Annotated in this window: 14 protein-coding genes; 4 read left to right on the top strand and 10 right to left on the bottom strand. The window is 71.8% G+C overall.

Annotated elements, in window-relative coordinates; all coding sequences use genetic code 11:
- Positions 1–517 (bottom strand): TetR/AcrR family transcriptional regulator (locus D471_RS0104185; RefSeq protein ID WP_017597469.1); only part of this gene is annotated, 517 nt, incomplete at its 3' end.
- A 267-nt stretch (positions 518–784) separates the two neighbouring features.
- On the opposite strand from D471_RS0104185, the gene D471_RS0104180 reads away from it, so the two are divergent.
- Together D471_RS0104180 and D471_RS0104175 are read left to right on the top strand one after the other, a co-directional pair.
- On the top strand, positions 785–1,489 hold the full coding sequence (locus tag D471_RS0104180) for a DUF2306 domain-containing protein (protein WP_017597468.1): 705 nt from the start codon (positions 785–787) through the stop codon (positions 1,487–1,489).
- A 92-nt stretch (positions 1,490–1,581) separates the two neighbouring features.
- Positions 1,582–2,442 carry a (2Fe-2S)-binding protein gene (locus tag D471_RS0104175; protein WP_017597467.1) on the top strand — a complete coding sequence of 287 codons (861 nt, stop codon included), beginning with the start codon at positions 1,582–1,584 and terminating at the stop codon, positions 2,440–2,442.
- Positions 2,443–2,486: 44 nt separating this feature from the next.
- Here D471_RS0104175 and D471_RS32925 read toward each other — a convergent pair whose 3' ends face one another.
- The 8 genes from D471_RS32925 to D471_RS0104135 all read right to left on the bottom strand — a co-directional run bounded on the left by D471_RS32925 (position 2,487) and on the right by D471_RS0104135 (position 10,008).
- Complete coding sequence (locus D471_RS32925) at positions 2,487–3,383, bottom strand: DUF4352 domain-containing protein (RefSeq protein ID WP_017597466.1); 897 nt, start codon at positions 3,381–3,383, stop codon at positions 2,487–2,489.
- Positions 3,384–3,527: 144 nt separating this feature from the next.
- Positions 3,528–4,829: an MFS transporter gene (locus D471_RS0104165; protein WP_017597465.1), complete on the bottom strand. Its 1,302-nt coding sequence runs from the start codon at positions 4,827–4,829 to the stop codon at positions 3,528–3,530.
- 50 nt (positions 4,830–4,879) lie between these two features.
- A complete protein-coding gene (locus D471_RS0104160) occupies positions 4,880–5,119 on the bottom strand; it encodes a hypothetical protein (RefSeq protein WP_017597464.1) in 240 nt (79 codons plus the stop codon).
- A 153-nt stretch (positions 5,120–5,272) separates the two neighbouring features.
- Complete coding sequence (panD, locus tag D471_RS0104155) at positions 5,273–5,677, bottom strand: aspartate 1-decarboxylase (RefSeq protein WP_017597463.1); 405 nt, start codon at positions 5,675–5,677, stop codon at positions 5,273–5,275.
- A 349-nt stretch (positions 5,678–6,026) separates the two neighbouring features.
- The gene (locus D471_RS0104150) at positions 6,027–6,992 is read right to left on the bottom strand and encodes a carbohydrate kinase family protein (RefSeq protein ID WP_017597462.1); all 966 of its coding nucleotides are present in this window, start codon (positions 6,990–6,992) and stop codon (positions 6,027–6,029) included.
- Positions 6,989–7,855, bottom strand: a complete 867-nt coding sequence (locus D471_RS0104145; protein WP_017597461.1) for an ATP-binding cassette domain-containing protein — start codon at positions 7,853–7,855, stop codon at positions 6,989–6,991. Before D471_RS0104145 ends, D471_RS0104150 begins: the two co-directional genes overlap by 4 nt.
- Complete coding sequence (locus D471_RS0104140; RefSeq protein WP_017597460.1) at positions 7,852–8,907, bottom strand: ABC transporter permease; 1,056 nt, start codon at positions 8,905–8,907, stop codon at positions 7,852–7,854. The genes D471_RS0104145 and D471_RS0104140 overlap by 4 nt, the downstream gene beginning before the upstream one ends.
- 48 nt (positions 8,908–8,955) lie before the next feature.
- Positions 8,956–10,008, bottom strand: a complete 1,053-nt coding sequence (locus D471_RS0104135) for a sugar ABC transporter substrate-binding protein (RefSeq protein ID WP_017597459.1) — start codon at positions 10,006–10,008, stop codon at positions 8,956–8,958.
- Positions 10,009–10,329: 321 nt separating this feature from the next.
- Here D471_RS0104135 and D471_RS0104130 point away from each other — a divergent pair, with 321 nt between their 5' ends.
- Both D471_RS0104130 and D471_RS0104125 read left to right on the top strand, forming a co-directional pair.
- Positions 10,330–12,441, top strand: a complete 2,112-nt coding sequence (locus D471_RS0104130; RefSeq protein WP_017597458.1) for a glycoside hydrolase family 32 protein — start codon at positions 10,330–10,332, stop codon at positions 12,439–12,441.
- 118 nt (positions 12,442–12,559) lie between these two features.
- A complete protein-coding gene (locus D471_RS0104125; protein WP_017597457.1) occupies positions 12,560–13,627 on the top strand; it encodes a LacI family DNA-binding transcriptional regulator in 1,068 nt (355 codons plus the stop codon).
- Positions 13,628–13,670: 43 nt separating this feature from the next.
- On the opposite strand, the gene D471_RS38190 is transcribed toward D471_RS0104125, so the two are convergent.
- Positions 13,671–13,818 (bottom strand): hypothetical protein (locus D471_RS38190; RefSeq protein WP_152486217.1); only part of this gene is annotated, 148 nt, incomplete at its 5' end.

The following is a 13,818-nucleotide window of genomic DNA, read 5'->3' as shown; positions in this document are numbered from 1 at the left end:
CCGCCCGCCGCATGTCGAGTTCGATGCGGCAGGTGTCCCGGACCACGCCCGAGACCGTCATGAGGACCTGGACGGCGTCGGCCGTGGTCAACCCCGCCCCGACCAGTTCGCGCAGCCCGGCCTCCATCCACCGGAGCCCGTTGGGGCCGAGCGGCGGACCGAACACGGCCGCGAAGACCACCCAGGGGTGACGGCGGTACATCTCCCGGCAGCCTGACACCCACGCCTGGATCCCGGCCCGCCAGTCCCCGTCGGCACGGGGTTCGGGCGGGTCCTGGGCCATGGCCGCGTCGACCATGAGGACCAGCAGGTCCTCCTTACTGTCCACGTGGCGGTACAGGGACATGGTCGTGTAGCCGAGCTCCCGGGCCACCCGCTGCATGGAGACGCCCTCCAGCCCCTCGGCGTCGGCGACGGCCACGGCCGCCCGGACGACCCCCTCCCGGTTGAGCTTGGGTTTGGGCCCGCGCCTGCCGGGTTCACGCAGCCCCCACAGGAGCTCGATCTCCCTTGTCATGCCCGATTCCGGCCGTCGCTCGCTCATGCCCCACCAGTCGTCGTGTGTGCGCTCGACTCCATCCTAGATATGTGTATGATCTACACTAATTAGTGCATGAGATACACGGTTTGATTCCACGGCATTCCGATCACGGAGACCAGGCATGACGCGTCCCCCCACCACACCGCCCCCGCCGCCGACCGCCACGACCGGCCCGCCCCGACCCGCGAACGCTGGTGGCGGCGCCCCTGGATCGCCCCGCTCGCCCTCCTCGGCCTGGCCTTCGTGGCCTACGCCCTGCCGCCGTACACGACCCTGGACCCGGCCCAGGCCCGCCTGCCCGTCCGCCAGGACCTCGCCTGGCACTACCCGCTCCTGGTCACGCACATCTTCGGCGGAGCCCTGCTGACGCTGATCGTGCCGCTCCAGGTGTGGCCGTGGCCGCGCCGTCACCACCCGACCGTCCACCGCTGGAGCGGACGCGTCTACGTCCTGCTCGGCGTCCCGCTGGTCGGCGTCCCCGGGCTGCTCATCGCTCCGCTCGACTCCACCGGCGCTGACACCCGAATCAGCAACACCCTCTGGGCCATCCTGTGGCTGGGCTTCACCGTCCTGGGCTACCTGGCGCCCCGCCGACGCGACCTCACCCGCCACCGGGAGTGGATGCTGCGCAGTTTCGCGCTGCTCTACGGGATCGCCCTCAACCGGATCATGCTCGTGCTCCTGGGACTGCTCATGCCGCCCTGGCTGCACAGCGGTTTCGGGGGTGACGTCGAGGCGATGCTCCCGTCCGTCGCCTCCTCCAGCAGTTACCTGAGCTGGGTCCTGCCCCTGATCACCCTCGAACGGTGGCTCCAGTACCGACGCCGAACCACCACCACCCGAACCCCCACAGAACCAGATGCACCCACTCGGACCTGCGCTTTCGCCCTCCCCAGTGCGCGGAGACACCAGCGTCGGCCATTGCCCCCGCGCCGCGCATTAGGGTAGCCTCACTTAATGAGGCGCATCCCGTCCCCGAGGGAACTGCGGCCGCTCCCCCGGACGTGACGGTTTCGTGCGACGAAGGGCAGGTTCCAGCGGTGACTCCAGATCCGCTTGAGGCACTGCGTGACGCGTGTGCACCACTGAGGTTCGCGCCGCTGCCCGGCCTGCCCCGCTCCGGCCCGCCGGTCCCGGACATCCCGGGGGACGTCCACTGGCACCGCTCCGACCACCTGGTCACCGACGGATGGCTCCCCGTCCTGCACGACAAGCTGCGCACCGAGCACGGCCCCGGCCACCGTCTCCCGGCCGCCACCAACTTCCTCCGCGTGACCCTGCGCGAACCGATCTTCCTCGTCGCGGCCTCGCTGTACCTGACCGGGCGAACACCGCTGCTGACCCCCGACACCCTGTACCTGCCCTGGGACACGGTCCGGTCGCGCTTCGCCACCCCGGTCGTGGCGGGCGCCCGGTGGATCGTCCTGCCCGACGATCCCGCGGCCGGACGCGCGGACACGGTCACCGCCCGGGACCGGGACGAACAGCTGCGGCTCGCGGCTGAGGGGGTCGTGGACACCTTCGGCCCGCTGCTGGCCGCCCTGCACGCCCACTCGCGCGCGGGTCTGCGCACCCTGTGGGGCTGGGTGGTCGACACGCTGCACTTCTACATGCTCAACCCGGCCCGCTACCTCGGGCGCGACGCCCGCCAGGCCTGGGAGCTGGCCGCGGGGCTCGGCGACGCCGTCATCGCGGCGGGCGCGGTCACGCGCCGACGCCCGCGCCTGTTCCCCTTCGCCCCGGAGAACCCGCGCGGCACCTGGGCGGTCCGGGGCACGTGCTGCTTCGACTACAAGGGCGACCCCGAACACGGGTTCTGCACCACATGCCCGCTCAAGTGCGACGCCGAACGCCGCGAGGACCTGTCCGAGTGGCTGCGCGACCCCGCGCTGGCCCCCTGACCGGCCCTCCCCGGCCCCTTCACGTCACCGTTCCCCCCAGGGAACTACCCCCGCGCCACCGGGATCTCCACCGGCCCGTGGTAGAAGGGGTTGAAGACGACCCGGTCCACGTTCACATCACCGCGCACGGTGATCGTCCCGCTCACGCTCTCCCCCGCAGCGAGCTTTTGCACCTCCAGCTCGTTGTCGTCCATGGCGATGGCCTCACCGGTGCCGTGCTCGACGCCCTCGGTGTCCACGATCGAGAAGTACAGCGGGTTGATGTCGATCTCGTCCTCACCGTTGTTGGTGATGGTCACCTCGACGGTCGTGTACGCACCGTCGGTGTAGAGCGGACTGGGCTCGAACTCGGTCATCCGCGCGGTGATCTCCTCGGTCACGTCCTCCGCCGTGGGCGTGCCCTCAGGCTCCATGGTCTCCGACACGTCCGGGGACATCCCGTCACCCCCCGCCGCGACCAGCAGGAGCGCGGTGCACCCGCCCAGGAGGAGCAGCAGGAGCAGGAGGACGCCGCAGCCGATCCCGATGATCTTGCCCCATGGCGTGGGCTTGGGCGGGGGCGGACCGTACCCGCCGGGCGGCGGCACGCCCCACGGCGGCCCCTGCGGGGGCGGCGGAGGCGGCGGCCCCCCGGGGTAGCTGCCGGCCCCGGCTCCCGCCATGTCCGTCTCGCCGTACCCCGGGGCGTACCCGGCGTGCTCGAACCCGGCCTGCGCCCGCCCGCTGGGACCCTCCGACGGTTCACCGGTGACCGGCTCCGGCGGCGCCCCCGTGGGGTGTTCCCCCGGTGGAACCCCTCCGGGCGGCCGACCAGGCTCCTCGGGCCCCTCGGACTGGCCCCAGGGCTCCTCAGGCTTCCCACCGGAGGGCCCCTCACCGCCCTCGGCCGGGTGGGGCCCCGGACGCTCCTCCGGTCCCTCCTCAGGCTCTCGGTCGGTCATGAGCACACCCCTCGTCCAGCCGCGTCCGCCCACCGGGGCCGGTAGGCGCCTTCCGAACTGCACCGTAACCGCGCGAGAGCACGCGCAGGGGGCACCACCAGGGCGTTTCCGGTAAAGGTCCGGCCGAGTTTTCGGCGTGACCGCTCAGGAGGTGCCGGCGTCCCCACCGCGACCGGCCACGAGCGCGCGCACCGCGAGCACCACGACCGGGAGGGTGAACAGCGCGGCGAACAGGTTGAGACCGCCAAAGCCCGCCTGGGTGAGCACGACCCCCGACATCGCGCCCGCCGACGCACCACCCAGGTTCATGAGCAGGTCGCTCAGGCCCTGTACCCGCGGACGCACGGCGTCGGGCACCGACTCGGCCAACAGCGTCGACCCGGACACCAGGCCGAACGACCACCCCAGGCCGAGCAGCACCAGGCCAAGCGTCACCCGCGCCTCGTCGTCCCCGGCCGTACCGGCGACCGCCACGGCCGTCAAGAGCACCCCCTGCCCGGCCAACAGCACGGGCACCCGGCCGAGACGGTCGGTGAGCCAGCCCACGAGCGGGGAGAACGCGTACATCCCGGCGATGTGCAGCGAGAGGGTCAGTCCGACGACCGTCAGCGCGACCCCGTGGTGGGACATGTGCACGGGGGTCATGGTCATGACCGCGACCATGACGGTGTGGCTGGCCACGATCCCGACGATCGCCAGCAGGGCCCGGGGGTTGCCGGTGACCTCGGGCAGACCCGACAGCGGGGACCGCCGCGTCGGAACCGCGGTGGACGGGCCGGCGCCGGGTGCGTCCACCCGCGCGGCGCTCGCCAACAGCGGGTCGGGGCGCAACAGCACCAGCGTCAGGGCCGCGCCGAGGGCGAATCCGGCGGTGGTGAACAGCACCGGACCGAGCAGTTCGGGCAGACCGACCAGCGCGGCCACGCGCCCGCCGACACCGATGAGGTTGGGGCCCAGCACGGCGCCGACGGTCGTCGCCCACACCACGACCGACAGGTCGCGGCCTCGGGTGCCCTCACCGGCCAGGTCGGCGGCGGCGTGCCTGGCCTGGAGGTTGGTGGCGGTCCCCGCGCCGATGAGCACCATGCCGACCAGGAACGGGACGAACCACTCCATGACCGTGGCCGCGATGACCACGGAGCTGCCCACCCCGCCCATGGCCCATCCGAGTGCCAGCCCGGGACGGCGTCCGCGCCGCGTGGCGATCGAGGCGAGGGGCAAGGCGAACACGGCCGCGCCCAGCGTGATCATCGTGGTGGCCATACCCGACCAGGTGTCCGAACCGGTCAGGTCCCGGGCGATGAGCGCACCCACGGCCAGCATGGAGCCCATTCCGATGCCGCCGACGACCTGGGTGATCATCAGCGTCAGAACGGTACGGCGCTGCAGGCGAGCGCGCTGGTCCTCCGTGAGCCCCCGACCGCCCAACGTGGATTCCGTGGTCACGAGGCCCGCCTTTCGATTCATCCTGACAACGGATGAATCGTAAACCTTCGTCACTTTCGGCCGTAGCGCCACCTCAGGTAACCGTGCTCACGTTCCACGGAGCGCATCAGCGCGTACAGTTCGTGATGATCACGCGCGCTGATCACGAGCCCCTCCTCGGGTACCACCGGCCAGCACGCGTACGCCCAGAAACAACGGGTGTAAAGGCCCCACAGGACCGTCCACGCCCCCTGCTTCTGCCACTCGACGTACTCGGCGACCCGCCGCCGCTCCTCGTCAGCACCGTCCATCCCGCCGCTGGACGTACCCGCCCCGGAGCGGCACCGAGCAGGCCGGATCCGGCCATCCGGGGCGGGCCGACCCCGAACGCGCCCCGCCGCCGGACGCGTGCGCGTCCGGCGGCGGGTGCTCCGTCACCGGCCTTCGGACCGGAGGGAGGGCGGTCAGCGCCCGGAGACGAGTTCGCTCCCGGGGATCGGCTCGGCCGGGTCGTTGCCCAGCGCCACGATCCGGTTGTCCCGGTCCACGTGCACGATGTGCTGGACGTGCTCAGCCCGCTCGGCCTCGGTGACCTGGGCGTAGGAGATGATGATGACCAGGTCGCCCGGGCTCACCAGACGCGCCGCGGCGCCGTTGATCCCGATCACGCCGCTGCCGCGCTCACCCGTGATCGCGTACGTGACGAGTCGGTTGCCGTTGTCGATGTCGACGATGTGGACCTGCTCTCCGTCGACGATGTCGGCGGCGTCCATCAGGTCGGCGTCGATCGTCACCGAGCCGACGTAGTGCAGGTCGGCCTGGGTCACGGTGGCTCGGTGGATCTTGCCGTTGATGAGGGTGCGCAGCACTGCTCAATCCTCGCTTCAGGTGTGTTGCGGACTACAGGCCCCCAGGACGGACACGATGGACGGAGTCCACCGCACACCCCTGGACGGGTCCCGTGCTCCCCCCATGATGGCCTCACCCGGAGGTCTCCCCGACCACGGGGGTACCACTAGGTGGTGTTTCTTCGGGCCCGCCGCTTCGCTTCGGCCCGTGTTCGGCCACCCGCAGGGCAGGGATTCCTCATCCTCACCTTCGCCTGACGCTCGTTCCCCGCTCGCGGTTCGACTCCGCCCGCCCGACGCCCTCCACCACCCTCAAAGGACGCCTACGGCGCAGCCCCGTCCACAAGCACCCTGCCGGCGCCCGAACCGGTCAACACTCAGCGACCCCCGGTGTTCCGCGCAGGAACCGCTCCACCCCGGCACGGTCGGGAGGGTCGGCGCCCTCGGTCGTACAGGCCAGCGCCGCGGCCCCGGCCGCGAACTCCAGAACCTCCCCCGCCGTGCCCGGGGCCAGCGCGGCGAGCTTGCCCGGACGGTCCAGGTAGCCCAGGTCGGACAGGCGGGCGAGCACGGCCGCGCCGAAGGTGTCGCCCGCGCCCACGGTGTCCCGGACCGAAACCGGCGCGCCCGGCACCGACACGCGGTCGCCCCAGCGCGCCGACAGCGCCACCGCCCCGTCGCCGCCCCGCGTGAGCAGCAACAGGTCGAGTTCGTGCCGGACGACCAACCGCTCGGCGACCGTGACCGGGTCGCGCCCCGGCTCCAGCCACGCCAGGTCCTCGTCGCTCACCTTCACCACGTGGGCCACGTCCATCCACCGTCCCGCGCCCTCGGTGAACGCGGCCCGGTCCAGCCCCACCGCGGGCCGGGCGTTGACGTCGTGGAAGATCACCACCCGGTCCCGGTGGGACCGCGCCCACTCACGCAGCACCCCCGCCCCCGGCTCCAGCGCGGCGGCCAGGGAGCCGGTGTGGATCGCCCGGACGTCCTCGGACGGTTCGGGCAGCTCCTCCGGACGCCACTGCCAGTCGACGGTCCCCTCCAGGTAGAAGGAGTACTCCGCGGCCCCGTCGGCGTCCAGGCCCACCACGGCCATCGTGGCGTGCTCTCGGGCGGCCACGGCCCATTCCAGGTCCACCCCGCGTTCGGCCAGGTGGGCCCGGATCTGGCGCCCGAACACGTCACCGGACAGGCGGCACACCAGGGCGGCCTCCTCACCGAGCCGGGTCAGGGCGACCGCGGCGTTGGCCGGTCCGCCGCCGGGCACCGCCCGCCACAGGCCGCCGTCCTCCTGGGGAACCAGGTCGACGAGGGCTTCGCCGCACACGAGGATCATCGGACGGCCCCCGGCGCCAGGGCGCTCTCGGACAGCTCCGCCGGATCCAGGGCACCGGTCATCACCGCGACCGCGTCGGACATGGAGCATCCCGAGGGATCGAGGGTGGCGGCCCGACGGCCCAGCCGCTGGACGTGGACCCGGTCGGCGATCTCGAACACGTGCGGCATGTTGTGGCTGATGAGGATCACCGGCAGCCCCTTGTCGCGGACCCGGAGGATGAGGTCGAGAACCGCACGGGACTCGCGCACGCCCAGCGCCGCGGTCGGCTCGTCCATGATCACGACCCTGTGGCCGAAGGCCGCCGCACGAGCCACCGCGACCGCCTGGCGCTGACCGCCCGAGAGCGTCTCCACCGCCTGGTTGGGGTTCTGGATGGTCATGATGCCCAGGTCGTCCAGGTGCCGGGCGGCCTCGGCCCGCATCCGCGCCCGGTCGAGCATCCGAAACACCGACCCGAGCACGCCCGGGCGGCGCAGCTCCCGCCCGAGGAAGAGGTTGGTGGCGATGTCCAGGGACGGTGAGACCGCCAGGCTCTGGTGCACGGTCTCGATCCCCGCCTCCCGGGCGGCGATCGGGGTGGGCAGCCGCACGGGCGCACCGTCCACCAGGATCTCCCCCTCGTCGGGGACGATCGCCCCCGACAGGGCCTTGATCAGGCTGGACTTGCCCGCGCCGTTGTCGCCGATGACGGCGAGGATCTCCCCGGGGTAGAGCTCCAGGTCGGCCCCGGACAGGGCGGTCACCCCGCCGTAGCGCTTGACCAGGCCGCGTGCCTGGAGAACCGGCCGCGTGGTGGAAGGGTCGGTCACCGTCTCCTCCGGTGGTGCGACGAGGTCGGTCCGTGGGGTCGGCTGGGTCATCGTCGAACCTTTCTGATCCACTGGTCGAGGGAGACGGCGAGGATCACCAGGACGCCCACGGCGAAGTTCTGCCACAGCACGTCCACCCCCGCCAGGGACAGGCCGTTGCGGCACACCCCCACGATGAGCGCGCCCATGACGGTGCCGATGATCATGCCCCGCCCGCCGAAGAGGCTGGTGCCGCCCAGGACCACGGCGGTGATGCTGTCGAGGTTGTCCATGACGCCGGCCTGCGGGCTGGCCGAGGCGATCCGGCCGATGAGCATCCACGCGCCCACCGCGTACACCAGGCCCGCGACCGCGTAGACACTCAGCAGCACCCGGTTGACCCGGATGCCCGCCAGACGCGCGGCCTCCCGGTCGTCACCGGTGGCGTACACGTGCCGCCCCCACCGGGTGCGGTGCAGCGCGTAGGCCAGCACCGCGACGATGACCAGCATGAGGATGGAGCCGTAGGTGATACGGGTGTCGCCGACGGTGACCACCCGGCCGGTCCACAGCAGCAGGTCCCCCATGTCCGCGCCGCGGATCGTCTCACTGCGGGAGATCCACAGGTTCAGCGCGAAGAAGATGTTGAGCGAGCCCAGGGTGACGATGAAGGGCGGCAGCTTGACCCTGGTGACGAGGAAGCCGTTGAACAGTCCGCACGCCATGCCGCTGGCCAAGCCCACGAGGAGGGCGACCGGCGCGGGCACACCCAGGTCGGCCGACAGCCTCCCCATGATGATGGAGCACAGCACCATGATCGAGCCCACCGACAGGTCGATGCCCGCGGTGAGGATGATCAGGGTCTGGCCCAGCGCCAGCGTGCCGATGACGGCCGTCTGCTGGAGGATCAGCGACAGGTTCGTGGGCTGGAGGAAGTTGGGGCTGATCAGGGCGAACGCCAGGACGGTGATCAGCAGGACCGCGGCCGGACCGAGGGTGGCCTGGGCGTGCAGGAGGTTCTGGATCCGGTCGGCCAGGTTCTGGGGGCGTACGTCGGCCTCCGGCCTGAGCGGCGGCGGTTCGGGGCTCGCTGTGGTCACCCGAGGGGTGTTCGAGGTGGTCACGGTGGTTCGGTTCTTCCTTCGTCTCGTGGCGGGCGGTCTCCGGCCGACTCAGCCCCAGCAGTTCTCCTGGCCCCAGGCGCTGTCCCGGGACTCCAGGCCGTCGGCCTCCTCGTCGGTGACGAGCTCGACGCCGGTGTTGACGAAGTCCAGGCCCTCGGACGCCTCGGGCGTCTGGCCGGACTCGGCGTACTCGACGACCGCCTCGACGCCCATGGCCGCCATGTCCAGCGGGAACTGCATGGAGGTGGCGCCGATGACACCGCTGGCGACGTTGTCCACGCCCGGGCAGCCGCCGTCGACCGACACGATGGTCACGTCGTCGGTGCGGCCCGCGGCGCGCAGCGCCTCGTAGGCTCCGGCCGCGGCGGGCTCGTTGATCGTGTAGACGAGGTTGAGGTCGGGGTCGCGCTGGAGGAGGTTCTCCATCGCGGTGCGCCCGCCCTCCTCGGCGCCCTCGGTGACGTCGTGGCCGACGATCCGGGGGTCGTCCTCGTCACCGATCTGCGCCGGGTCGGCGATGTCGACCCCCAGCCCCTGAAGGAAGCCCTGGTCACGGGCGACGTCCACGGCGATCTGGTTGGGGTTGAGGTCGAGCATGGCCACGCGCGGCTCCTCACCGGCCTCCTCGAACCGCTGGGCCGCCCACTGCCCGATGAGCTCACCGGCGAGGAAGTTGTCGGTGGCGAAGGTGGCGTCGACCGCGTCGGCGGGCTCGGTGGGGGTGTCCAGCGCGACGACCATGATCCCGGCGGCGCGGGCCTGGTCCAGCACGGGAACGATCGCCTCGGAGTCGTTGGGCGTGATGAGGATGCCGTCGGCGCCGGCGGCCATGAGGTTCTCCACCGCCTGGACCTGGCTCTCGTTGTCGCCGTCGTACTCGCCGGAGTAGGTCTGAAGGGTCACGCCGTGCTCGTCGGCGGCCTCCCGGGCGCCCTCCTGCATCTTGACGAAGAACGGGTTGGTCTCGGTCTTGGTGATGAGTCCGACCAGGACCGTGTCGTCACCCCCCTCCTCGCCGCCGGAACAGGCGGCCACCGAGGTCACCAGACCCAGTCCCGCGGTGACGGCCAGGGCCCGACGTGTCCACGGTGCGTTCGTCATGGGTTTCTCCTTCTGCGCGGCCACGCTGGACGCGAGGCGGGGGATCAGTGCGCTGCCACGAGACTCGCATCACCGAGACAACGATGTCCCGAAAGTTTCATAGAGGCATCAAGCCTGTGTCAACCCCTGAAGTAACAGCAGTTCAATCAACCAGGACAATCAGGGAGACCCCGTTGACAACGTTGACTCACTCGATGCATGGTGAGCCACGTCACCGACCCCGGAAACCTCCCAGCAACCCACGGATCGCCCGGTCGCCACCACCACTGGCCGCGAGCCCCCGCCGTGGAACCTCCCTCGGGGTCGAGATCGGAGAGGCACATGCACCGACAACCGCTCCACCGCACCCCTCGCAGACGCTCCCGGGGCACAGCCGCCCTGGCCGTCGTGACCGCCCTGGCCACCGGAGCCGCCCTGACCCTCACCGCCGCGGCGCCCGGCTCCGCGACCGCCGACCACCCGCACCGGCCCCAGCTGCACTTCACCCCGGCCGAGAACTGGATGAACGACCCCAACGGCCTCGTCCACCACGACGGCCGCTACCACCTGTACTTCCAGTACAACCCCGAGGGCGACCAGTGGGGCAACATGTCCTGGGGGCACGCCACCAGCCCCGACCTGATCCACTGGGAACAGCAGCCGCTGGCCATCCCGTACACCGACCAGGAGCACGTCTTCTCCGGCGGCGTCGTCTTCGACGAACACAACACCAGCGGCCTGGGCACCGCGCAGAACCCGCCCCTGGTCGCCGTCTACACCAGCGCCCACACCGACGCCTCCGACCGCCCCGGCATCCAGGCGCAATCCCTCGCCTACAGCCTCGACGGCGGCTACACCTGGGAGCGGTACGAGGGCAACCCCGTCCTGGACATCGGCGACCCGAACTTCCGCGACCCCAAGGTGTTCTGGTACGAGGAGGGCGGCTACTGGGTGATGGCCGCCGTCGTCGCCACCGACCACGTCGTCCACTTCTACCGTTCCGACGACCTCCTGGAGTGGGAGTTCCTCAGCGACTTCGGCCCCGCACACGCCGACGGCGGTATCTGGGAGGTCCCCGACCTGTTCGAACTCCCCGTCGACGGCGACCCCGACGACACCCGTTGGGTACTCATCGTCAACCTCAACCCCGGGTCGGTCGCCGGAGGGTCCGGCGCCCAGTACTTCGTCGGCGACTTCGACGGCACCACCTTCACCCCGGAGCACCTCGTCGACTCCGGGCCGCCCGAGGGCGAGGTGTTCGCCGACTTCGAAAGCGGTTACGGCGACTGGGAGGTGGTCAACGACCTCGACGGCACCGGCGGTGACGGACCCTTCGGCACCGTGCCCGCCCAGGGCGCCCTGCCCGGCCAACAGCACGTGTACGGCTACGAGGGCGAACACCTGCTCAACAGCTTCGTCGGCGGCGACGCGCCGCGCGGCCACGCGACCTCACCCGAATTCACCATCGACCGCGACCACGTCAACCTCCTCGTCGGCGGAGGAAACCACCCCAACACCGGCCAAGGCGGGGACGCCTCGGTCAACCTGGTCGTGGACGGCGAGGTCGTGCGCACCGCCACCGGCCGCGACAGCGAACACCTCGACTGGGTCTCCTGGGACGTCAGCGACCTGGTCGGCCGCACCGCCCGCCTGCGCGTCAACGACGACGCCACCGGAGGCTGGGGCCACATCCTCCTCGACCACGTCGTCCTGTCCGACCACCCCCAGCCAGGACTGGCCGACTACGACTGGCTCGACTGGGGCCGCGACTACTACGCCGCCGTGTCCTACAACGACACCCCCGACGGCGCCCGGATCACCATGGCCTGGATGAGCAACTGGCAGTACGCCGGGGCCCTGCCCACCACCCCCTGGCGCGGCCAGATGGCCCTGCCCCGCCAGCTGGAGCTGGAGACCATCGACGGACGGCCCCGGCTCGTCCAGAACCCCGTCGACCAGCTCCAGGAGGTCTACGAAGCACCGCTCTACCAGCGCGTCCGCGTCCCCGTCGGCCCGGGCGGCCACCACCTGGTCGACCCCGGACCCGGCCAGGCCCACCAGGTGGAGGTGACACTCCGGCCGAACGGGTCCGACGAGATCGGCCTGCGCGTTCACGACGACGGCGACCAGGCGACCGTGATCGGCTACGACACCGAGGCGGGGGAGCTGTTCGTCGACCGGACCCGCGCCGGCAACACCGGCTTCCACCACGCCTTCCCCAGCCGCGGCGCCGTCCCCCTGCCCCTGGAGGACGGCACGCTGCGCCTGCGCGTGGTCGTGGACACCTCGTCGGTGGAGGTGTTCGCCGCCGACGGCCGCGCGGTACTCACCCACCTGGCCTTCCCCGACCCCTCCGCCACCGGCGTCACCCTCTACACCAGGGGCGGGAACGGGCTCGCCGAGGAGGTCACCGTCCGCCCGCTCACCCCGCACCAGGCGGGTGCGGCACAATGAGAGCGTCCCCACCCGCCGGAGACCGGCGGTGAGCGCTCAGGGGCGGTGCCTCCCGGCGCCGCCCCGCCCGCCTGTGGGAACGACGGTCAAGGCGTCGCGCAGAGAAGTCGGAGTTCGAGTGTCGGTGCAGCACAGGGGCAGCGAGCCGCGGTCCGCGTCCGGGGAACCGGTCCGCCGGGCCACCATGAAGGACGTCGCCGCGCTGTCGGGCGTGAGCATCAAGACCGTCTCCCGCGTCATCAACGGCGTCTCCACCGTCTCCGACGAACTGCGCGACCGCGTCACCCGCGCCATCGTCCAGCTGGACTTCCAGCCCAACCTCGCCGCCTCCAGCCTGCGACGCACCGACGGCGCGACCCGCCAGATCGCCCTGCTGTTGGAGGACGTGGCCAACCCCTTCTCCGCCACCCTGAGCCGGGCGGTGGAGGACGTCGCCCGCGACCACGACTCCCTGGTCTTCGCCGGGAGCCTGGACGAGGACCCCCAGCGCGAGCTGGAGCTGGTGCGCGCCGCCACCCTGCACCGGGTGGACGGCATCATCATCGTCCCCGCCGCCCCCGACCACGGGTACCTGCACCGGGAGATCCGCACCGGCACCCCCGTGGTGTTCGTCGACCGGCCCCCGCGCGGGCTGGCCGCCGACGCCGTGCTGGCCACCAACACCGAGGGCGCCCGCGAGGCGGTCCTGCACCTGGCCGACCACGGACACACCGAGATCGCCTTCCTGGGCGACGCGAGCACCATCAGCACCGTCGGCGAACGCGTCGCGGGCTACCGGGCCGCCCTGGCCGAACGGGGCCTGTCCGAACGCCCCGGACACGTCGTCCAGGACCTGCCCGACACCGCCAGCGCCGCCCGCGCCGTGGCCGCCCTGCTCGACTCCGACCACCCGCCCACCGCCCTGTTCACCGCGCAGAACCTGGTGACCATCGGCGCCATCCAGACCCTCCAGGAGCGCGGCCTGCACGAACGCGTGGCCGTGGTCGGCTTCGACGACTTCCCCATGGCCGACCTGCTCGTCCCCCGGGTGACCGTGGTCGCCCAGGACGTGGTGCGGATCGGCACCCTCGCGGTCCGGCGGCTGTTCGAGCGCATCGCGGGCGACGACGCCCCGCCCCGGGAGGAGCGCGTCCCCACCGCTCTGGTGGTCCGCGGCTCCGGGGAGATCCCCCCGCCCGGCCGCTGAGGTCCGCTCCCGGGCGCTCGCGCGAGCGCCCGGAGGGCCGGGATCAGTTGAACGACGAGTAGGCGACCACGCCGCGCAGGACGAGGTCGGTGGCCTTGCGCGCGGTGGAGCGCACCTGCGGGTCCCCGGTGGCCCCGGCGATCTGGCCGAGCATGTCCCCCAGCATCTTCGCGGTTCGCACGAAGTCACCG

It is taken from the genome of Nocardiopsis lucentensis DSM 44048 (genome assembly GCF_000341125.1).
Lineage (GTDB): Bacteria > Actinomycetota > Actinomycetes > Streptosporangiales > Streptosporangiaceae > Nocardiopsis > Nocardiopsis lucentensis.
This window is presented reverse-complemented; position numbering and strand designations above follow the sequence as displayed.

Coding starts and splice junctions, on each gene's coding strand:
- D471_RS32925 (WP_017597466.1), bottom strand. CDS start 3,383: ATGACCGACCGAGAGCCTGAGGAGGGACCGGAGGAGCGTCCGGGGCCC.
- D471_RS0104160 (WP_017597464.1), bottom strand. CDS start 5,119: ATGGACGGTGCTGACGAGGAGCGGCGGCGGGTCGCCGAGTACGTCGAG.
- D471_RS0104150 (WP_017597462.1), bottom strand. CDS start 6,992: ATGATCCTCGTGTGCGGCGAAGCCCTCGTCGACCTGGTTCCCCAGGAG.
- D471_RS0104145 (WP_017597461.1), bottom strand. CDS start 7,855: ATGACCCAGCCGACCCCACGGACCGACCTCGTCGCACCACCGGAGGAG.
- D471_RS0104135 (WP_017597459.1), bottom strand. CDS start 10,008: ATGACGAACGCACCGTGGACACGTCGGGCCCTGGCCGTCACCGCGGGA.
- D471_RS0104130 (WP_017597458.1), top strand. CDS start 10,330: ATGCACCGACAACCGCTCCACCGCACCCCTCGCAGACGCTCCCGGGGC.